The organism is Acinetobacter sp. MF4640 (genome assembly GCF_002018895.1).
GTDB lineage: Bacteria > Pseudomonadota > Gammaproteobacteria > Pseudomonadales > Moraxellaceae > Acinetobacter > Acinetobacter johnsonii.
In genome coordinates this window covers 36,495-57,862 of sequence record NZ_MVOM01000011.1, presented here as the reverse complement: position 1 = coordinate 57,862, position 21,368 = coordinate 36,495, and the positions used below count along the sequence as shown (strand labels likewise).

Annotated in this window: 17 protein-coding genes; 8 read left to right on the top strand and 9 right to left on the bottom strand. The window is 43.3% G+C overall.

Annotated elements, in window-relative coordinates; genetic code table 11:
- Window positions 1–39: 39 nt before the first annotated feature.
- Window positions 40–2,244: a bifunctional 23S rRNA (guanine(2069)-N(7))-methyltransferase RlmK/23S rRNA (guanine(2445)-N(2))-methyltransferase RlmL gene (gene rlmKL / locus MF4640_RS05570; protein WP_078388955.1), complete on the bottom strand. Its 2,205-nt coding sequence runs from the start codon at window positions 2,242–2,244 to the stop codon at window positions 40–42.
- Between the two features lie 231 nt (window positions 2,245–2,475).
- On the opposite strand from rlmKL, the gene MF4640_RS05565 reads away from it, so the two are divergent.
- From MF4640_RS05565 to MF4640_RS05545, 5 genes are all read left to right on the top strand, one after another.
- A complete protein-coding gene (locus MF4640_RS05565; protein ID WP_004696191.1) occupies window positions 2,476–2,829 on the top strand; it encodes a hypothetical protein in 354 nt (117 codons plus the stop codon).
- 286 nt (window positions 2,830–3,115) lie between these two features.
- Entirely contained in the window at window positions 3,116–4,132 is a 1,017-nt protein-coding gene (locus MF4640_RS05560; protein WP_004696193.1) for an aspartate carbamoyltransferase catalytic subunit, read from the top strand.
- Between the two features lie 10 nt (window positions 4,133–4,142).
- Window positions 4,143–5,378 (top strand): dihydroorotase, encoded by a 1,236-nt coding sequence (locus MF4640_RS05555; RefSeq protein WP_078388954.1) that lies wholly within the window; start codon window positions 4,143–4,145, stop codon window positions 5,376–5,378.
- A gap of 160 nt (window positions 5,379–5,538) precedes the next feature.
- Entirely contained in the window at window positions 5,539–6,996 is a 1,458-nt protein-coding gene (locus MF4640_RS05550; protein WP_078388953.1) for an OmpA family protein, read from the top strand.
- Window positions 6,997–7,110: 114 nt separating this feature from the next.
- A complete protein-coding gene (locus MF4640_RS05545) occupies window positions 7,111–8,133 on the top strand; it encodes a DUF1311 domain-containing protein (RefSeq protein WP_413772690.1) in 1,023 nt (340 codons plus the stop codon).
- A gap of 101 nt (window positions 8,134–8,234) precedes the next feature.
- Here MF4640_RS05545 and MF4640_RS05540 read toward each other — a convergent pair whose 3' ends face one another.
- The 8 genes from MF4640_RS05540 to MF4640_RS05505 all read right to left on the bottom strand — a co-directional run bounded on the left by MF4640_RS05540 (window position 8,235) and on the right by MF4640_RS05505 (window position 17,669).
- The gene (locus tag MF4640_RS05540) at window positions 8,235–9,644 is read right to left on the bottom strand and encodes a short-chain fatty acid transporter (protein ID WP_078388951.1); all 1,410 of its coding nucleotides are present in this window, start codon (window positions 9,642–9,644) and stop codon (window positions 8,235–8,237) included.
- Between the two features lie 134 nt (window positions 9,645–9,778).
- A complete protein-coding gene (locus MF4640_RS05535) occupies window positions 9,779–10,408 on the bottom strand; it encodes a CoA transferase subunit B (RefSeq protein ID WP_078388950.1) in 630 nt (209 codons plus the stop codon).
- A 3-nt stretch (window positions 10,409–10,411) separates the two neighbouring features.
- Window positions 10,412–11,116: a CoA transferase subunit A gene (locus MF4640_RS05530; RefSeq protein ID WP_078388949.1), complete on the bottom strand. Its 705-nt coding sequence runs from the start codon at window positions 11,114–11,116 to the stop codon at window positions 10,412–10,414.
- Window positions 11,117–11,142: 26 nt separating this feature from the next.
- Entirely contained in the window at window positions 11,143–12,045 is a 903-nt protein-coding gene (locus MF4640_RS05525; RefSeq protein ID WP_078388948.1) for a hydroxymethylglutaryl-CoA lyase, read from the bottom strand.
- Window positions 12,042–14,033 carry an acetyl/propionyl/methylcrotonyl-CoA carboxylase subunit alpha gene (locus MF4640_RS05520; protein ID WP_078388947.1) on the bottom strand — a complete coding sequence of 664 codons (1,992 nt, stop codon included), beginning with the start codon at window positions 14,031–14,033 and terminating at the stop codon, window positions 12,042–12,044. The genes MF4640_RS05525 and MF4640_RS05520 overlap by 4 nt, the downstream gene beginning before the upstream one ends.
- 20 nt (window positions 14,034–14,053) lie before the next feature.
- Entirely contained in the window at window positions 14,054–14,848 is a 795-nt protein-coding gene (locus MF4640_RS05515) for an enoyl-CoA hydratase/isomerase family protein (protein WP_078388946.1), read from the bottom strand.
- A gap of 10 nt (window positions 14,849–14,858) precedes the next feature.
- A complete protein-coding gene (locus MF4640_RS05510; RefSeq protein ID WP_078388945.1) occupies window positions 14,859–16,460 on the bottom strand; it encodes a carboxyl transferase domain-containing protein in 1,602 nt (533 codons plus the stop codon).
- Window positions 16,461–16,496: 36 nt separating this feature from the next.
- Window positions 16,497–17,669 carry an isovaleryl-CoA dehydrogenase gene (locus MF4640_RS05505; protein ID WP_078388944.1) on the bottom strand — a complete coding sequence of 391 codons (1,173 nt, stop codon included), beginning with the start codon at window positions 17,667–17,669 and terminating at the stop codon, window positions 16,497–16,499.
- A 148-nt stretch (window positions 17,670–17,817) separates the two neighbouring features.
- Here MF4640_RS05505 and MF4640_RS05500 point away from each other — a divergent pair, with 148 nt between their 5' ends.
- From MF4640_RS05500 to bioB, 3 genes are all read left to right on the top strand, one after another.
- A complete protein-coding gene (locus MF4640_RS05500) occupies window positions 17,818–18,444 on the top strand; it encodes a TetR/AcrR family transcriptional regulator (RefSeq protein WP_004982268.1) in 627 nt (208 codons plus the stop codon).
- A 100-nt stretch (window positions 18,445–18,544) separates the two neighbouring features.
- Window positions 18,545–20,233 (top strand): AMP-binding protein, encoded by a 1,689-nt coding sequence (locus MF4640_RS05495; protein WP_005400597.1) that lies wholly within the window; start codon window positions 18,545–18,547, stop codon window positions 20,231–20,233.
- A 74-nt stretch (window positions 20,234–20,307) separates the two neighbouring features.
- Window positions 20,308–21,300, top strand: coding sequence for a biotin synthase BioB (bioB, locus tag MF4640_RS05490; protein WP_078388943.1), 993 nt, complete (start codon window positions 20,308–20,310; stop codon window positions 21,298–21,300).
- Window positions 21,301–21,368 lie beyond the last annotated feature (68 nt).

Genomic DNA, 21,368 nt, shown 5'->3' with positions numbered 1-21,368 from the left:
CGAAGATGAAATGCCAGCGGGTATTTCATCTTAAGTGCATTAGTTTTTTGGATGGGTAATTTTCCACGCACGGTGGATTTTTTGATTGCGCTTGAAATCAGGCCCAATGGTTTCACTGGTAATTTCTTCGACATCAAAGAACGCTAAAATTTCTTCGTCCATTTCAAAACCACGATAGTTGTTCGAGAAGTACAAAGTACCATCCGTAGTTAAACGGTTCATCGCGCGTTTGAGCAATGATAAATGGTCGCGTTGTACATCAAAGGTACCGTAGAACTTCTTCGAGTTTGAGAAGGTTGGTGGGTCAATAAAGATCAGCTCATACTGTTCATGACCTTCTTTTAACCACTCAAAACAATCACTAGCAAAGAACTGATGTTGTTCATCGGCATGATCGACCGTTAAGCCGTTCAAGACGAAGTTCTCTTTAGACCAGTTCAAATATGTATTTGAAAGATCGACACTGGTGGTACTTGCCGCGCCGCCTAAAGCTGCATGTAAGCTGGCTGTAGAGGTATAGCTATACAAGTTCAAGAAGTGCTTACCACGTGCTTCTTGTGCAATGCGTAAGCGGATTTGACGGTGGTCGAGGAACAAACCTGTATCTAAGTAATCAGTTAAGTTCACTAAGATTTTTGCTTTGCCTTCTTGCACGATAAAACGCTTAGAAGCAGTACTTTGCTTGGTATATTGAGTTTTACCTTCTTGGCGAGCACGTGTTTTGATAAAGATCGCATCACGGCCTAAACCTGTCACCGCACGAATTGCCTGTAAAGCAAGATTGAAACGCTTTTTGGCTTTTTCAGGATCGATTTTTTTCGGTGGCGCATATTCTTGGACGTGTAAACGTTCGCCATACAAATCAACCGCGACATTAAAGTCTGGAAGATCGGCATCATATAAACGTAAACAGTGAATGTTTTCTTTCACAGCCCATTTTTTTAAGGTCTGTATATTTTTTTGCAAACGGTTAGCAAAGTCTTCAGCGCCTTCAATTGCTTCAAATTGCTGCGGCTGCCATGTTTCCAAGAATGGCTTGATCACTGCAACAGGTTTAACTGAACCTGAACGCACGTAAATTGGTAATTTACCATTCATCAAACGCATGGTTTGCGGGTCATTCAGCGCCAATACATCGGCTTGCTCGACGGCTGCTGCGATAACCGCTGCAGTTTGATTTGGGAAGTTCTTTTGCAGTAAAGCAGATAAGCCTAAATATAAAGCACGGTTTGAGGCTTTATCACCTAAACGCTCACCATAAGGAGGATTGGTCACAATAAAGGCTGTTTTGCCTTCGGCTTCAAAGTTTGGCCAGTCGGCTAAAGTCCGTTCTTCGATTTGAATCTGGTCTAGTAGGCGCTCAAAACCCGCAGCAATAATATTTTGCTTGGTGGCTTTTACCGCTTCCCAGTCTGCGTCAAATGCGTAGAACTTAGGGAGAGGTTGTTCCAAGGCTGTTTGATGACGTTCAGCAGCTTCCGCTTTAATGCTCATCCACAGATCATGGTCATGGCCATTCCATCCATTGAAACCGAAACGACGAACTAAACCGGGTGCACGGTCAGTCAGCATCATCAATGCTTCAATAATGAACGTCCCAGAACCACACATTGGGTCAAGGAAAATATCGGGTCTTTTTGCAAGCAGCTTAGCTTTTTGTAAAATCGCAGCGGCTAAGTTTTCTTTAATTGGGGCATCGGTCATATAACGACGGTAGCCACGTTTATGTAATGAATCACCAGATAAGTCTAAACAGTAGGTGTGTTCAGTTTTTCCTGCGAGTGCATAAATGGTAATTTCAGGTTGCTTAATATCAATACTTGGACGCTTACCTACAGCTTCCATGAATGAATCGACGATACCGTCTTTTACACGTAGAGTTGCAAACTGGCTGTTCACCTTAATTTCACGTTCAATATGTAAACGAACGGCGAAGGTGCTTTGTGGTGCAAAAATCAGCGACCAATCAAAGTTCATTGCACCTTCGTAGAGCTCTTCAGCAACATCACGAGCATCATGGCTAAATTCCAGCTCATGGACATGAATTGGTGTGAGTACACGCGAAGCAAGACGCGACCACATACAAATGCGATAGGCATGTTCCAGTGTACCTTTGAAAACTAAACGCCCAGGAAAACGTTCAATGTTTTGAACACCTAAACCTTCTAATTCTTCTTGGAGTAAGGTTTCTAAGCCATCGGCACACGTAACCCAATAGCTGCTTAAACGCGAAGCGGTTTTCATAAATTTGAGAGACCAAAATAAAACAAAATAAACTCGCTAAAGTTTAACGTATTTTGCCTCTGAATGGTTTTTTAAATATGCTTCTACTCAGCGGAAATATCAAAATAAATGAATCACCATGTGAACAATAACGTTTTTGGTACGTATTTTGCTAAATCCTTGCAAGTTTAATTTGCTGACTGATTTCTGATAGATCGTTAGTAAATATTTTTCACTTGAAAGGGGATGAATATGTCGACCAAGTTAGATCGCGGTGTTGTAAGTCATGCTGATGCTTTTTCAATTGCAACTTTACTTTATGCACGTCTGCGCCGTGTATCGGGGCGTGTAATTGATGTGATGTATTTGGTGGAAAATCCAAGTTATGCACGTCAGATGGCAGAGCTTGCTTTAAGTACAGAAGATGCTGAACTGATTCGATTGGTGAGTCGTTTAGACAGTGTCATGGATGTTTTTAACTATGAAGAAACCGCCGTGATCGAAAAACCTAAACAGGTCGACACGACACGACATGAGTTGGAAGCCACTGAAGAAGAAATCTACCGTGCCCAAGTGTCACATCACTATATTGGCGCTTTACGATAAGAATGGCTGAAGTTGGACTGCTCTCGCAAGAGAGCTTTTTAAAATGTTCGCTTGGGGTAAATGAGATAAGAAACTCTATAGAATTGATATTTATAGCAATTTGATGAGCTCTGAATTTAGCTAATTTAGCCTTTGATGGTTTAATTTAACTGGTTGAAATAATAGATAAGAATTTCATAATCTTAGTTTTGAAGCCGATGATAATTAAGGCAATTGTTTTAAACTGAGGTCCAAATCAAAAAGAAAATCTGTATAATGCGTTAACTTAACGTACAAGGAATCTCTCATGCACTTGGCAGCATTGCATACTCCGAGTCAGATTCAACTCAACCAAGATGGTCATCTCAAACACTTCCTCACCATCGAAGGTCTTTCTAAAGAAACTCTTACAAAAATATTGGACACCGCGCAGTCCTTTTTTAATGACCAAAATCAGCTGATTACCAACAACCTCTTAGAAGGTCGAACGGTAATGAACCTTTTCTTTGAGAACTCAACCCGTACTCGTACTACTTTTGAAGCAGCGGCAAAACGCCTTTCTGCAAATGTATTAAATATTGATATCGCACGTTCAAGTACTTCCAAAGGGGAGACGCTCAGAGACACTTTGTGGAACTTAGAAGCGATGGCTGCGGATATTTTTGTGGTACGTCATTCTTCGTCGGGTGCGGCACATTTTATTGCCCAAACCGTTTGTCCGCATGTTGCAATTATCAATGCAGGTGATGGCCGTCATGCGCATCCAACACAAGCTATGTTGGACATGCTGACCATTCGCCGTGAAACCAAAAAGAAATTTGAAGATATTTCAATTGCCATCATTGGTGATATTAAACACTCACGCGTGGCGCGTTCAGATGTTGCTGCATTACAAACACTGGGGTGTAAAGACATTCGTGTAATTGCACCGAACACACTATTGCCATATGGTTTTGATGAATACGGTGAAGGCGTACGTTTATTTAATAACATGGAAGCGGGGATTCAAGACTGCGACGTGATTATTACCTTACGTATTCAAAATGAACGTATTGATTCGCCTGCGCTGTCATCTCAAGCCGAATTCTACAAAATGTACGGTTTAAACAAAGAACGTCTTGCGATGGCAAAACCTGATTGCATCGTGATGCACCCGGGGCCTATGAACCGTGGTGTAGAGATTGATTCCAGTATTGCCGATGGTCCACAGTCTGTGATTTTAAATCAGGTGACCAACGGAATTGCTGTACGTATGGCAGTTTTGGCGCTTGCAATGCAAGGTCAACTGCAAGAGCAAGGTTTGTTAGACGCGATTGCGGGATAAGGAATAAGTCATGACTGTTGTAAAAATTGAAAATGTACGTGTTCTTGACCCAATTCATCGAACAGATGCGGTTCAAACAGTATATGTGGAAAATGGCAAGTTGGTTGCTGAAACAGCCAATGTCACTGAAACGATTGATGGTCAAGGCAAGTGGTTGATGCCAACGATGGTGGACTTATGTGCACGCCTACGTGAGCCGGGTCAGCAACAGCACGGGACATTAAAATCAGAAGGTCGTGCTGCGCGTGAAAATGGTATTTTGCATGTGTTTACACCGCCAGACTCAAAACCGATTGTGCAAGACAATGGTGCTTTGATTCATGGTCTGATGGAAAAAGCGATGCTGGATGGCGGTATTTATCTTGAAGTGATTGGTGCTCAAACCCAAGGCTTACAAGGTAATCAACCTGCAAATATGGCGGGTCTCAAAAAGGGTGGTTGTACAGCCGTTTCAAATGCCAATGCGCCTTTTGCAGATGACGATGTGGTGCTGCGCACTTTAGAATACGCAGCTGGCCTTGGTATGACTGTGGTGTTTTATGCCGAAGAACCGCAAATTGCCAAAGATGGCTGTGTCCATGAGGGCTTTGTGGCATCGCGTCAGGGCTTACCGACCATCCCTGCGATTGCCGAAACCATTGCGATTGCCAAGTATTTGCTAATGATTGAAGCGACAGGTGTTCGTGCCCACTTTGGTTTATTGTCTACAGGTGCTTCTGTCGATTTGATCAAAATCGCTAAAGATAAAGGCCTGCCAGTCACTTGTGATGTGGCAATGCATCAGCTACATTTAACAGATCAGTTGATTGATGGCTTTAACTCACTTGCACACGTCCGTCCTCCGTTACGTGCTGAGTCGGATAAAGAGCTCCTTCGCCAAGGTGTGAAAAGTGGAGTGATCGACGCGATTTGTACGCATCATGAACCGCTGAGCAGCTCTGCAAAGCTAGCACCATTTGCTGAAACACAGCCAGGCATTACCGCTTTTGATACCTATGTAGCTTTCGGTGTGCAATTGGTGCGTGAAGGTTTATTTAGTCCTTTGGAATGGGTCGAAAAAGTCACGATTGCACCTGCCACGGTAGCCAATATGCTTGAACGTTGGTCTGCTGAAGCTGGCTGGGTGTTGGTTGATCCTGAGTTAGACTGGATTGTGAATAAAGACAATATTTTGTCACAAGGTAAAAATACACCTTTGATCAATCAAGTGGTGAAAGGAAAAGTTCTAAAAACTTTTGCAGCTTAAATATTGCATTAAACGTGGATTAAAAAGTCAGCTTCGGCTGGCTTTTTTATTGGGCCTAGATAAAACTGATGCAAATACAATATTTTACAAAGTATAAAAAATGAACAGATAAACTGAAAAATGATGATGAAAACAATGAGAAAAAGTGGGGTAAGACTTCATGAATGTCGATTTTATGGATTTACTAAAACAAAATGTCTCTGCAATTGTTTTAGAGGGTGATACACAACATTTACTTGAAAAAAATCAAGCAATTCAATCCTTTTTACCAATTTTACTGTCTATATTAAAGTCAAAGTCTGAACTGATTCCTGCATTTCAGCAGCAGTTGAATCCACGTCTCAATGATGCTTTTGCCTCGAATGTTAGTCTCAAGCAACAGTTTTTGGATCATGTCCGCGGGGCAGCACCCGCAGATGAAATTGAAAGTACCTTGAGTCGTTCGATTACACCTGCATTAGCATTTTTAGCCACAGAGGCAGGTTCTTCAGAACCTGAAGCGATTTCCCATTTACTACAGGTCAACACAGATTCCATTAGTCGTGCCTTACCTGAGTGGGCAACTGCATTACTGGCTGGATTGGGGGTAAATACCTTACAAGGACAGGCTACACATGTTGCACCTGCAAGCGTACATGCTACAAAAGTAGATGAGAAACGGTCATTTTTACTCCCAATTTTGGCTTTAATTATTTTTGCGGCATTGTTTGCTTTTATTTTTAGGGCCTGTACCGACAAAGCCACCACTGAAACAGCACCTCCTGCAAATATGAATGCCAGCCAACCCGCTAAGTTTCAAATCACCACAGGGGCAACAGGAGACTTGGTCACTTGCCAGATTTTCTCAGCCAATGCGGCTTATGTTGAAATTTTACAAAAAGAAGTAAAGCAAATTTTTAATAACAGCATCGGCTGTGGTGCAGATATGCAGAGTATGTATCACACTGAATTTATCGACCAAGATGCGATACCCAGTGTAATCAGTGCATTGAAAGGTGTGCCAAATGTAAATTTAACATGGTTTGGCAATCAGTTATCGATTCAATCGCAAGATCCAGCCAATGCACTTAAAGTGGCAAATCAAATTAAACCTTTACTGCGTAATATGACAGTTGTGACTCAGCAACCACTGGATGTAAACCGTGCCGTGGATACCAGTATTAGTGATGCTGAGCGTGCACTGGCAGAAATTAATCCTGAGCAAGTTCGAGCACTAGACGTTGCCACGGCATTGAATTTGCAAATTATTAACTTTGATACAGCTTCATCGACGATACCTGATGCCAATAAGTCGATCTTGGATCAGGCCGCAGCGCTGATGCAAAAAGCACCGCAAGTCAAACTTACCGTGATGGGGCATACAGATGCAACGGGAGATGCGGCAGTCAATAAAACTTTGTCGCAAAATCGGGCACAAGCGGTGGTGGACTATTTAATTTTTAAAGGCGTCGATCCTGCGCAGTTGAGAGCGATTGGTTATGGGCAAGAAAAGCCAATAGCAGATAATCAAACTGATGAAGGCAAGTTTAAAAACCGCCGTATCGAGTTTGAGGTTTTAAATACAGACTCGGGTGTGGTGCGTGAAGTGGATGATCGTGGTGTTGAAAAGGTCAACTAAGCGATTTTTTAACCCTGCTACGGCAGGGTTCTTTTATATAGCCACTCGCATAAAAGCTTATTTTTTGGTTAAATACGCTGCGAAAAACAACAGCCTTATGGTTTTATAACAATGATGAAGAAAACAATTTTTGCCAGTCTAATCTTGAGCAGTTTATTTTTAAGTGCTTGTAACCGAACCGAGAATAAAACAGAAACGGTTGCTGAACCGCAAGAAATGTCAGATTGGAGTTGTACTGCTCCTGCCAATGTCGAACAAATTCAAGCGCATTTAAAAGCTGAATACTTAAAAGCCCTAGACCGCCGTTTGCGTGATAGCCGTGAATATGAGGCCGATGAAAAATTATTAACGCAGATTAATAACGGTATTCGCTTTGAAATTAAAGGGATTTCAACAACCACAGAAAAGCCCGAAACTGCGAAGCAATTGGACTGTGAAAGCCAGTTGGTGGTGATTTTCCCGAAAGGTTTACAGAAACGTGCTGAAAATGCGTTTTTAGCGCGTCCATGTGAAGAGTGTGAGGAGGGTTATCAAAGTACTTTACGTGATGTCTTAGAAGAGGGTGAATATTCACTCAGCTTAGATAATGATCAACTACAAGGTGCATTCAGCTATAACATCATTAAAACGGATAAAGAGGGCATTAGCCTCAATGTACCCAATCAAAATGGCGTGATTGATGGTGTAGTGTTGGTGACGCAGCATGCGGTGCAGTTTGCGGCATATGAAAAAGCCAATTTAGAGCAGCAAGAAAACATCAAACAATATAATGAGCAAGAAGTTGCGCAGATGGAACTGGCACAGAAAGCCATGAATATTCGTAAGAAGGAATTGGACTCTGACCAAGTCAAAGTGGTGGAACGTCTGAACCAAACTTGGGACAATTTCACTGAGGAACAAAAACAGCAGCTACAACAAGACCAAACGGAGTGGTTTGAAAAGCGTGATGTGGACTGTAAAGTGATTTCCCAAAAAAGTGTCTACCAAATGACGGATAGCGAAAAAGAAACTTATCAAAAGCAGTCGCAATATTGGGATGATGCTTTACGTGCCCAAGATCAACAATTGCAATATACCAAGTGCTTTAACCAAAAAACTAATGAGCGCATTGTGTATTTAAATAATGTGTTTAATTAATTGGACTACATTAAAAATACGCTTTATTGAATATTTATAGAATGAGAAAAGGACGAATATGATTCGTCCTTTTTTATTTAGATTGTATTTTCTTCCTTGGTTTAGAAGGTAGGAGGCATATAGGTTAGGCTACGGCCTAAAATCCAAAGTAGGAACAGCACCAAAGGCAGGTGGAAAACCAATTGAGTGACGGTAAAGCCGATCACATCTTTGGCTTTTAATTTGAGAATGCCAAGCATTGGCAGCATAAAAAATGGGTTGATTAAATTCGGCAAGGCTTCAGCAGCATTATAGATTTGCACCGACCAGCCCAAATGCACTTTTAAATCATGTGCAGCTTGCATGACATAGGGTGCTTCAATAATCCATTTACCACCGCCAGAAGGAATGAAAAAGCCTAAAATGGCAGAATATAAGCCCATCACAATGGCAAAGGTCTCTTTGGAGGCAATCGAAACAAAAAACTCAGCAATATAATGTGATAGCGATAAATCATGGCTGTTTAACGCTTGCGTCATCATAAAGGCGATACTGCCATACAGTGGAAACTGAATTAGGACACCTGAAACCGCTGGCACGGCTTTGGTGACAGCATTGAGGAAATTTCGTGGCGTACCATGCAGTGCAATACCCAGCATGAGAAAAATAAAGTTGTAGGTGTTTAGGCTTGAAATAGCCAAGATCGGATTGCTTTTGCTGAACTCATTGAACATCCAAACCAGACCCAAGAGCACAATCAAGATACTCAATAAAGGCGAGTTCTCTAACCAGTCTCCTGGGCGTTTTGTGGTGGGTGTTGGTTTAGCTTCTTCCTCAAACTGGATAGGGAATTGATCAATGGTTTTAATGTCTTGCCCTTTGGGTGCAGACCAAAATGCAATAGCAATCGAGGCAATAATCAATACAGCCGTCATGATCATCGACTGAGGCAAGAAAATGGTTTCGGTGAAGGGAATTACACCCGTTAGATTGTAAATCGATTCAGGCAGGCTGGCTTTGTTGGCTTGCAGTTGTGCCGCAGAAGAACTAATACCTAAGGCCCACGTCGCGCCCATACCAATAATTGCGGCGGCAGCGGCAGCACGATAGTCCATATTCAGTTCTTTGCGTTTAGCTAAAGCAATCACCAGCAGGGCAGTCAGTACTGTACTCATGGCCCAGTTTATCAGCGAAATTAATAAACTGACTGTCGCAACAAGTACAATTGCACCGCGACCACTATGGGGAATTCGAGCCATTTTTTGAATCAGCAGTTCTACAGGCTTTGAAACAGAAACCACATAACCAACCACAATCAGCATACACATTTGTAAGGTAAAAGGAATCAGACTCCAAAAACCATCACCAAAGGAAACCGCGACATCTTTGGCAGGTGCGCCAATGCTGATTGAAGCAATCGCGACGATCACGACACCCAATAGGGCAAAAATATAAGAGTCTGGAAACCATTTCTCCGACCAATCACTGACACGTAGTGCAAAACGTTGCAAAATATTTTGAGAGTTTTCCATGCATTGATTCCATTTTTATTTATGAGGTATGAATTTTTGATTCAGCCTATCCGTGCTGATAGAAATGCCTTTAAAACAGGATCGTTGCTTTAAAGGCATTGGATTATTTTTCTATTGGTATAAATGGTGTTGAATTAGCGGATCAGAGCAACACCTGTCACTTTTTGAATGTCTTCAAAACTGACATCTTTCGCCAGTTCAACTAATTTGACACCTTCATGCGTAATGTCCATGACACCGAGGTCAGTAATCACGCGATGTACGACATTTTTGCCTGTCAGGGGCAGGCTGCATTGCTCGACAATTTTCGGCGTACCATTTTTTGCAGAGTGTTCCATGAGCACCACCACTTTTTGTACTCCAGCAACCAAATCCATCGCACCACCCATGCCTTTGACTTTTTTACCCGGAATCATCCAGTTCGCCAAGTCACCATTTTGTGAGACCTCCATGGCCCCTAAAATGGCGATATTGACATGACCTCCACGGATCATGGCAAAAGAATCTGCACTAGAGAAAAATGCGGCGCCCTGACGTGCAGTAACAGTTTGTTTTCCAGCATTGATTAAATCGGCATCGACTGTTTCGGCTGTTGGAAACTCGCCAATACCTAACAATCCATTTTCAGACTGCAACCAGACGTTGACGTTTTCAGGAATATAGTTGGCCACCAGTGTGGGTAAGCCAATGCCTAAATTGACATAAAAACCATCTTCCAGCTCAAGCGCTGCACGTTGTGCCATTTCATTACGAGACCAAGCCATGGGTTAAGCCTCCTCTTTTAATGTGAGTTGTTCGATACGTTTTTCAGGGGTTGCATTTAGCACAATCCGATTGACATAAATACCCGGCAGGTGAATCTGGTCTGGGTCTAAAGCGCCAATTTCAACAATTTCCTCAACTTCGACAATGCAGACTTTTCCAGCCATCGCACATACAGGGTTAAAGTTTTGTGCGGTTTTACGGAAAATTAAGTTACCTGCAGTATCGGCCTTGTATGCCTTAACGAGTGCAATGTCAGCGGTGAGTGAATTTTCTAAAATATATGATTTGCCATTAAACACACGCTCTTCTTTGCCTTCGGCAATGAGCGTACCTACGCCTGTTGCGGTAAAGAAAGCCGGAATGCCCGCACCACCAGCACGGAGTTTTTCTGCCAGTGTACCTTGAGGGGTGAGCTCTACTTTAAGCTCACCACTTAAGAACTGACGTTCAAATTCTTTGTTTTCGCCTACATAGGAAGCAATCATTTTTTTGATTTGTTTGCTTTCTAATAAGAGTCCTAAGCCGAAACCATCGACGCCTGCATTGTTCGAAATACAGGTGAGGTTTTTCACGCCCGTTTGTTTTAAGGCCGCAATCAGACTCTCTGGAAGACCGCATAAACCAAAGCCACCAACGGCTAGGGTTTGACCATCTTGAACCACATCTTGCAGTGCATCCTTTGCACTTGAATAAACTTTATTGACCATAGTGTTCTCGTTATCAATTGAATGGCTTAGGCACAGCGCTTTTGCCAGTAGGCATTGGCATAGTTAGATGGATTGGTGCGTTGCAGTACTTGGCTGATGTTTTGGCTGGCAATCATCAGTGCATCAAGATCAATCCCTGTGTCATAGCCCATGTTGGAGAGTAGGTAGTAAAGGTCTTCTGTGGAGACATTGCCCGATGCACCTTTGGCATAAGGGCAGCCACCTAGACCTGCAATGGACGAATCAAATACACGAATGCCTTGTTCTAAAGACTGGTAAATATTGGCAATGGCCATGCCATAGGTATTATGAAAATGTCCTGCCAGACTCGTGGCATCCATTTCAGCTAAACATGCCTGCCAGACTTTTTTCACGCGGTCTGGTGTTGCCGTACCAATCGTTTCACCTAAGGACACTTCATAGCAGCCCATGTCCAGCAAACGTTGACTGACGTGTGCAACTTTGCTCGGTGCAATTGCACCTTCATAGGGGCAGTCGACAATACAAGACACATAACCACGCACTTTGATGTTATGGGCTTTAGCGGCAGTCATGATGTCTGCAAATTTTTCAAAGCTTTCGTCAATGGAGCAATTGATGTTCTTTTGGGTAAAGCTTTCAGAGGCTGCTGTAAAAACGGCAACCTCCTGACAGCCGACGGCCAAAGCAGACTCAAACCCTTTTAAGTTCGGAGTCAGTAAACTAAAACTGATATTCGGATCTTTAGGTAAGCTGGCAAAGAGTTCGTCACTTTGTGCCATTTGTGGGACCCACTTTGCAGAGACACAAGAGCCCACTTCAATGGCACGGAGTCCTGTCTGCATTAAATCTAAAATCAGTTTACGACGGTCATCCAAGGTGAGCGGTGTCTTTTCATTTTGCAAACCATCTCGCGGTCCGACTTCGACAATTCTGACAAATTCATTCATGCGGCACCTTCCAAGCTTGAAAACTCAACCAATTCATCGCCTGCTTTGACCTGATCACCGACTTGGAAGTAAGCTGCAGAGACAATGCCATCATGTGGAGCACGAATTGAATATTCAATTTTCATTGCTTCAAGCGTGAGGAGGACATCATCTTTTTTCACTGCGCTGTTGTTTTGTACCAAGACTTGCGTAATCACACCCGGCATTGGTGCTTTTAAGTTATTGGCATCAGAAGCATCATCTTCAGTATTAAAGTTAGGCTGAATATGTGCAAATTTATAGCTTTGACCGTCTGCATACAGGGTGAGGCCCTGCGGACTTGAACTATAAGCATAGCTCTTTTTACTTGTTGCACATTCAATTTTAGCTAAATGTGCCTCTAACAATTCACCTTGAATGAAAACGCTATTTCCATTGTACTTCGCTGTAAAGCCTTTTGCTGTTGGGCTGAAATAGACTTTATGTTCTTCATCGTTCAGTGCCAGTTTAATGGCATAGCTGGCATTAAGATTTAAACGCCATAGAGACTCAGCTTGCCATACAGGATTTGCAGCTGCTTTATTGCCAGCAAAGCGGGACAAGAGTTCAATCAATGCCGCCGTGATGATGAGCTCTGAAGAGGCTGTTTCATTGTGTTGCAGTAAAAACGCTTCTTCACGTTGAATTAAGTTGGTGTCTAGGTTGGCGGTTTTAAACGATTCTGAACGGACCAAACGGTCTAAGAATGCAATGTTATTGCCCAAGCCATCGACATGAAACTGACTGAGTGCATGGTGCATTTGAGTGAGTGCTGCTTCACGATTCTTTGCCCAGACAATTAACTTGGCAATCATTGGGTCGTAAAAGGTTGTGATTTCATCCCCTTCAACAATGCCACTGTCTACGCGGACATGCTCATTTTGCTGAGGGTAGTGCAGGTAGTGGATTTTGCCAATCGCAGGTAAGAAACCTTTTTCAGGTTCTTCAGCATAGACACGTGCTTCTAATGCATGACCATGAATACTGAGTTCGTGTTGTTGTTTAGGCAGTGGTTCACCAAAAGCTACACGAAGTTGCCATTCCACCAAATCTTGCCCTGTAATCATCTCTGTTACAGGGTGCTCAACTTGCAGGCGGGTATTCATTTCCATGAAATACGCCGTGCCGTCTTGTTCCACAATAAATTCAACTGTACCTGCACCGACATAATCCACTGCACGTGCTGCATCAATAGCGGCTTGGCGCATGGCTTCGAGTTTTGGCTCTGCCATTTGGGGCGCAGGTGCTTCTTCTAATACTTTTTGATGGCGACGTTGTACCGAACAATCGCGTTCAAATAGGTGCACATAGTTACCATGCGTATCACCAAAAACCTGCACTTCAATATGGCGCGGTTGTACCACATAGCGTTCAACCAGTACATCGTCATTGCCAAAGCTTGAACGTGCCTCACTTTTACATGAAGCCAAATGGCTTAAAAAGTCTTCGCCGCGATCAACCAAGCGCATGCCTTTACCACCACCGCCAGCACTGGCTTTAATCAGCACAGGGTAGCCAATGGCATCGGCTTGTTGTTTTAAAAAGTCAGGATCTTGGTTAGTGCCATGGTAGCCCGGTGTCAGCGGTACGCCTGCTTTTTCCATTAAAGATTTAGAGGTGGCTTTTAGGCCCATGGCTAAAATGGCATCTACAGGTGGTCCAATAAAGACAATGTTGTTTTTTTGGCAGGCATTGGCAAATTGGTCATTTTCAGATAAAAAGCCATAACCTGGATGAATTGCTTCTGCACCCGTGTCTAAGGCAGCTTGGATAATACGTTCAATTTGTAGATAGCTTTGTGCAGCAGGGGATTCGCCGATATAAATGGCTTCTTCGGCTTGTTGCACGTGCTGTGCTTGAGCGTCAGCATCTGAATAGACTGCAACGGTGGCAATGCCCATTTTTTTTGCAGTTCGGATCACACGACAAGCAATTTCACCACGGTTTGCAATTAAGATTTTATTAAACATATCGATATCCTTTCTTGTTGTTATGCCGTCGTCTTGATCCAGACTGGACTGTGTTTATTTAAAAAAGCATTTAAGCCATTTTTCGCCTCTGATCCTTGGCGTACATGGGCAATATGTTGTGCGGTTTGCAACAATAATGCTTCGGTTAACACTTGCTGATCGACCATTTGGATAAGTTGTTTTGAAGCCGTTTGTGCTTCTGGCCCACCCAAAAGTAAGACATCGACTATTTCTGTGACTTTTTCATCTAACTGTTCAGCATCGGCCACCACATGCGCTAGACCAATGTGCAGGGCTTGTTCCGCAGAAATACGTTCTGCGGTTAAAAAGTAGCGTGAAGCTTGACGTGCGCCAATCGCACGAATCACATAAGGACTAATGGTTGAAGGGGCTAAACCTAAGCGCACTTCAGATGTCGCAAACTTAGCATCGCTGCTTGCGACACAAATATCACAGGCAGAAGCTAGTCCCATGCCACCACCAAAAGCAATGCCTTGCACGCGGGCGATGGTCGGTTGTTTTAAAGTCGCTAAACTTTGTAGCATTTTCGCTAGTTTTAATGCATCGGCTTCATTTTCAGCCTGTGAGGCTTGTCCTGCTTCTTTCATCCAGTTCAGGTCAGCACCCGCCGAGAAGCTTTTGCCACGTCCTGCTAAAATCACGACACGGACATCATCACGTGTATTGAGTTCGCTAAAGCAGCGGTGCAGTTCTTCAATCACTTGAGTATTGAAGGCATTATGCATTTCTGCACGATTAATCCATACCGTTGCCACTTGGTCGCGTTGTTCGAGTTGTAAATATTGAAAGCTCATCGCTCATCTCCTACATGCGGAACACGCCGAATTTGGTCGGTTGAATGGGTGCATTTAAGGCTGCAGCTAAACTTAAACCGAGCACCTGACGGCTTTGTGCAGGATCAATCACACCGTCATCCCACAAACGCGCCGATGCATAATATGGATGGCCTTGACGTTCAAACTGATCGCGGAAAGGTTGTTTAAAATCATCTTCTTCTGCCGCAGACCAAGACTCGCCACGTTTTTCGATTTGATCACGCTTTAAGGTCGACAATACACTTGCCGCTTGTTCACCACCCATTACCGAAATACGCGAGTTCGGCCATGTCCACATGAAGCGTGGAGAATAGGCACGACCACACATACCGTAGTTGCCTGCACCAAATGAACCACCAATCACAAGGGTAAGTTTCGGGACATTTGCGGTTGCGACAGCCATGACCAGTTTGGCGCCATTTTTGGCAATGCCTTCATTTTCGTATTGGCGACCGACCATAAAGCCAGTGATGTTCTGGAGGAACAGGAGGGGAATATTGCGCTGCGTACATAACTCAATAAAGTGAGCCCCTTTTTGTGCAGACTCTGAAAATAAAATACCGTTGTTGGCAATAATACCAACGGGCATACCATAGATTTTGGCAAAACCAGTGACTAAGGTGGTGCCAAAGCGAGCTTTGAATTCATCAAAACGTGAACCATCGACAATGCGCGCAATCACTTCACGAATATCGAATGGTTTGCGTGCATCACTTGGAACAACACCATACAGTTCTGATGCATCAAATAATGGTTCTTCAATCTCTGTTGCACGTGTATGTGGTGTTTTATTCAGGTTGGCTACGATGTTACGAGTAATAGCAATAGCATGTTCGTCGTTTTCAGCCAAATGATCGGCCACACCGGACAGGCGAGTATGCACATCACCACCACCTAAGTCTTCACTGCTGACCACTTCACCTGTTGCAGCTTTCACCAGCGGTGGGCCACCTAAGAAAATCTTCCCTTGATTACGCACAATAATGGTTTCATCAGACATGGCAGGTACGTATGCACCCCCAGCTGTACAACTGCCCATTACCACCGCAATTTGGGCAATTCCCATGCTCGACATGCGTGCTTGGTTATAAAAAATACGGCCAAAGTGATCGCGGTCAGGGAAAACTTCATCCTGCATCGGCAAATATGCACCGCCTGAGTCAACCAAATAAATACATGGCAGATGGTTTTGCTCCGCAATTTCTTGAGCACGTAAGTGTTTTTTCACAGTGAGTGGGTAGTACGTGCCGCCTTTTACTGTCGCATCGTTGGCGACGATCATGCAGGTCACACCATTGACCTGACCTACACCAGCAACGACACCAGCCGCAGGCACATCGTCTGCATAGACGTTTTGTGCTGCCAACTGACCAATTTCAAGGAATGCCGTGCCTGCATCAATTAACTGATCAATACGATCACGTGCTAATAGTTTTCCGCGTGCCAAATGTTTTTGTCGCGCCGCTTCACCGCCGCCTAAAGCAATTTGTTCTGCTTTTTGCTTTAAGTCATCGACCAAGCTTTTCATCGCGGTTTGGTTGGTTTTGAAGTCTTCACTTCGAATATTGATCTTGCTATGTAATTGATTCATCACGAACATCCTTGTCATTTTTATTGTTGTGGAGGGTTAAGCTGTTTCATTAAACAGTTCACGGCCAATCAACATACGGCGAATTTCAGAAGTTCCCGCGCCAATTTCATAGAGTTTTGCATCACGCCATAGACGGCCTGCAGAGAATTCATTGATATAGCCATTTCCACCTAAGGTCTGAATGGTTTCACCCGCCATCCACGTGGCTTTTTCCGCAGCATATAAAATTGCACTGGCTGCATCTTTACGTAGGCTACGGCTATGGTCAGCCTTGTCGCACTCAGCACCCACGGCATAAACCAACGCTTTACATGCCAACCAAGTCGAATACATATCGGCAATTTTACCTTGCATCAACTGGAACTCACCGAGCGCTTGGCCGAATTGTTTACGGTCATGGATATAGGGAATCACGGTGTCCATGCAGGCATCCATAATGCCTAAAGGACCTGCGCTTAAAACCGCACGCTCATAGTCCAAACCACTCATGAGCACTTTCGTGCCGTTTCCTACACCGCCCATCACGTTTTCTTTTGGCACTTTCACATTGTCAAAGAACAGGGGGTAGGTGTTCGAACCACGCATGCCCAACTTGTCTAAATGTGTGCCGTGGCTAAAACCTTCCATGCCTTTTTCTATAAGGAAAGCCGTCATGCCTTTAGCGCCTGCATGCAGATCCGTTTTGGCATACACCACAAGCACATCAGCATCACCACCATTGGTGATCCACATTTTTGAGCCATTTAACAGAAAGTGATCGCCACAATCTTCAGCTTTGAGCTTCATGCTGACTACATCTGAGCCTGCGTTTGGTTCAGACATGGCAAGTGCACCGACGTATTCACCTGAAATTAGCTTCGGTAAATAGCGCTGCTTTTGTTCCTCGCTGCCATTTCGGTTAATTTGATTCACACATAGGTTAGAATGTGCACCATAAGAAAGACCAATCGAAGCTGAAGCACGTGAGATTTCTTGCATGGCAATGATATGCGCTAAATAACCTAGGCCTGTACCGCCATATTCTTCACTGACGGTCAGACCGAGTAAGCCCATATCGCCAAACTTTTTCCACAACTGAGCTGGAAATTCGTTGTTCTGATCGACTTGTTGCGCAATAGGAGTAATTTCCTTGGCACAAAAAGCCGCAACGGAATCACGCAGTGCAATGAGTGTTTCATCTAAACCGAAATTTAAGCTTTGTAGGGTCATTTCTTCATTCGTCCTATGAGTGTATTTATTGTTCCTGATAAAGCATTTTTGTTGTGCTTGATTTTTACAATACATCGAATTTTTAAAAAAGTGAACTAAAATTCACAAATTGATTTACAATTCATTTTATCTGGTTGAGAATAGAATTATGAGTTATAAAAGATCATCGTTGATGCAAGAACGAATGGAACAAAATCGGGAAGCGATTTTGCAATCCGCTCGTGAACTTATTGCTCAAGGGGGGATTAAAGACGCGCAAATTCAAGCAATTGCTGAACGCGCGGGTGTTTCGAGTGGTTTGGTGTATCGATACTTCGATAACAAAAGCCAAGTGTTAATTGAGGTTTTGTCTGAGGCCATTCAGCATGAGGTGAAAATTTTAAATCACATTGCTGAAAGTGAGCTCTCGTCAAAACAGAAATTGGACAAGGCGGTAACCACGTTTGTGAAACGTGCCATGAATAGCCCCCAACTTGCGTATTCACTCATGTTTGAGCCAGTCGATGCTGAGTTAGAACATGAACGTTTTCGCAGTAAACAGCTGATTAAACAGAGCATCAAAGAAATACTGGCCGCAGGGAAAATTAACGGTGAGTTTGGATTTGAAGATTTAAATACCGCAGCACTTTGTGTGGTCGGTGCCATGACTTTTGTGGTAATTGAGCCTTTAAATCCGTCTCGAAATGTGATGTTTGATCAAAACTATAAAGACTACTTTGTGAAACAAATTGCCGAATTTTGTGTCAATGCAGTTCAGGTTCAGGAGGAAAAATAGTAGCAGGTGTGAACACAAAGGCTTGGTGTTTGAAGGGAAGTAGTCATAGAACAATTAAAGTTGAATAACAAGATTACAATGAATCAAGGAGATCGATTCGATGACACAAGAACGGTTAAGTTATGCCTATGGAACGAGCAGTCAGCCCCTATTAGGCATGACAATTGGTGAGAAATTTGATCAGGCTTGTCAGCAGTATGCGGAACAAGATGCTGTTGTCAGCCTGCATCAAAATGTCAGACTCACGTATAAGGAATTACAAGCTCAGGTCAATGCGTTTGCCTGTAGTTTACTAAAACTGGGCTTGAAGAAAGGCGATCGACTTGCGATTTGGTCACCGAACTGTGTGGAATGGACGATTACCCAGTTTGCTGCGTTTAAAGCAGGTATCATTTTAGTCAACTTGAACCCTGCCTATAAAAGTAATGAGCTCGAATATGTGTTGAATAAAGTCTCTTGTAAGGGCTTGGTCATTGCATCGCAATTTAAAAGTACGAATTATCAAGATATTCTAATGAAAATTGCACCTGAAATTAAAGGTGCTGAAAATAAAGTGTTAAAGGCAGAACGACTGCCACATTTGAAATATATTATTAAAATTGATGAAGAAGAGCATACGGGTTTGCATCGTTTTAGCGATTTGCTCACTCCCCCCAGCAAGAGACAGCTCAATCAATTAGAGCTCGTTGCAAGCGAATCGCAGTTTGATGAAACCATCAATATCCAGTTTACTTCGGGCACCACGGGTAACCCGAAAGGCACAATGCTGACACATAATAATATTTTAAATAATGGTTATTTTGTTGGTGAAGCCATTCACTTAAGTCCTGCCGATCGAGTCTGTATTTCTGTACCGCTCTTTCACTGTTTCGGTATGGTGATGGGCAATTTGGCCTGCATTACGCATGGTTCAACCATGGTCTATCCATCGGCGGTGTTCAATCCTTTAGAAACGTTAAAAGCCATTCAGCAAGAAAAATGTACGGCCGCATACGGTGTACCGACCATGTTCATTGCCATTTTAGAGCATGAACAGTTTGATGATTTTGATCTTTCTAGTTTACGTACAGGCATTATGGCGGGTAGTCCGTGTCCACGTGAAATTATGCAACGTGTTATTGATCGGATGCATATGTCTGAAATTACCATTTGCTATGGTATGACTGAAACGGCACCGGTTAGTGCACAAAGTTCAACTTCAGATTCAGTTGAACAACGGGTCGGAACCGTGGGGCGTGTCCATCCACATCTTGAAATTAAAATTGTTGATGAACAAGGCAAAGTTGTGCCGCGCGGTCAGTTGGGTGAACTGTGTGTTCGTGGCTATTCGGTAATGTTGGGGTATTGGGAAGACCATGAGAAGTCACAAGAAGTGATTGATTCAGCACGTTGGATGCATACAGGTGACATCGCAGAAATGGACGAAGCAGGCTTTGTGAAAATTAAAGGCCGAATTAAGGATGTGGTCATTCGTGGCGGAGAAAACTTATTCCCGAAAGAAATCGAGGACTTTTTATATACCCATCCTGATGTCAGTGATGTCCAAGTCATTGGTCTGCCAGATGCACGTTATGGTGAAGAGTTGTGTGCTTGTATTATTTTACATGAGCATCATGAAATTACTGAAGAGTCGATCCGTCAGTACTGTGCGGAACACATTTCACACAATAAAGTTCCACGTTATGTCCGGTTTTTTAATGAGTTCCCAATGACGGCTTCGGGCAAAGCACAGAAGTTTAAATTGCAGGAATTTATGCGTAATGAACTGGACTTGAAAGAAATCGCATAAGGTTGAAGACGGACTTTCCTTTGCTGGGTTAAAGCCAAAGGAAAGTCCGAAGTGAAAAGCAAAAGGAATAGCATATGCACCTGAGAAATGATTGGACTCGCGCTGAAATACAAGCACTCTACCAACAGCCTTTTTTAGATTTGGTCTTTCAAGCACAGCAAATTCATCGTCAGTACTTTGAAGCGAATGCCATTCAAGTCAGTACTTTGCTGTCGATCAAAACAGGAAAATGCCCTGAAGACTGCAAATACTGTTCACAGTCTGCGCGCTATGACTCAAAGCTTGAAGCTGAAAAAAGAATTGCGGTTGAAAAGGTCATTAGCGAAGCACAGCAGGCGAAAGCCTCGGGTTCTACACGGTTTTGTATGGGCGCGGCATGGCGAAATCCACATGAGCGCGATATGCCTTATGTCTTGGATATGGTGCGTGAAGTTAAAGCTTTGGGTTTAGAAACCTGTATGACGTTAGGCATGCTGAATGCCTTTCAAGCCGAACGTTTAAAAGGTGCAGGACTCGATTATTACAACCATAACTTAGACACGTCGCGTGAGTACTATCCTAATGTGATTAGTACCCGTAGTTTTGATGACCGTTTGGATACCTTAAGTCATGTTCGAGAGGCAGGCTTAAAAGTATGTAGTGGCGGGATTGTTGGCCTAGGTGAAGAGACCAAAGATCGAATTGGTTTATTGTTTGAATTGGCAACTTTACCGATACATCCTGAGTCTGTGCCGATCAACATGCTGGTTCCTATGGAAGGTACGCCTTTGGCAGAAGTTGAAAAGTTAGATGTGACAGAGTGGATTCGAACTATTGCGGTAGCGCGCATTATTATGCCGAAAAGTTATATTCGTCTGTCCGCAGGACGTGAATCGTTGTCCGATGCCGACCAAGCTTTGGCTTTTATGGCAGGTGCAAACTCACTGTTTTCGGGTGAAAAATTGCTGACTACGCCAAATACAGCACAAGGCAAAGACCAACAACTCTTTCAAAAATTGGGGCTACATGCAGAAAAAACCAAACCGCAACTTGCTGAGTTAACGGTCGATGCTATGGCTGTGGCTTAAGTGCTAGAACATGTGGTCATGAAAGTGTAGATTTAGGGCGACGAATAAAAGTAGATGAGTGAACAATA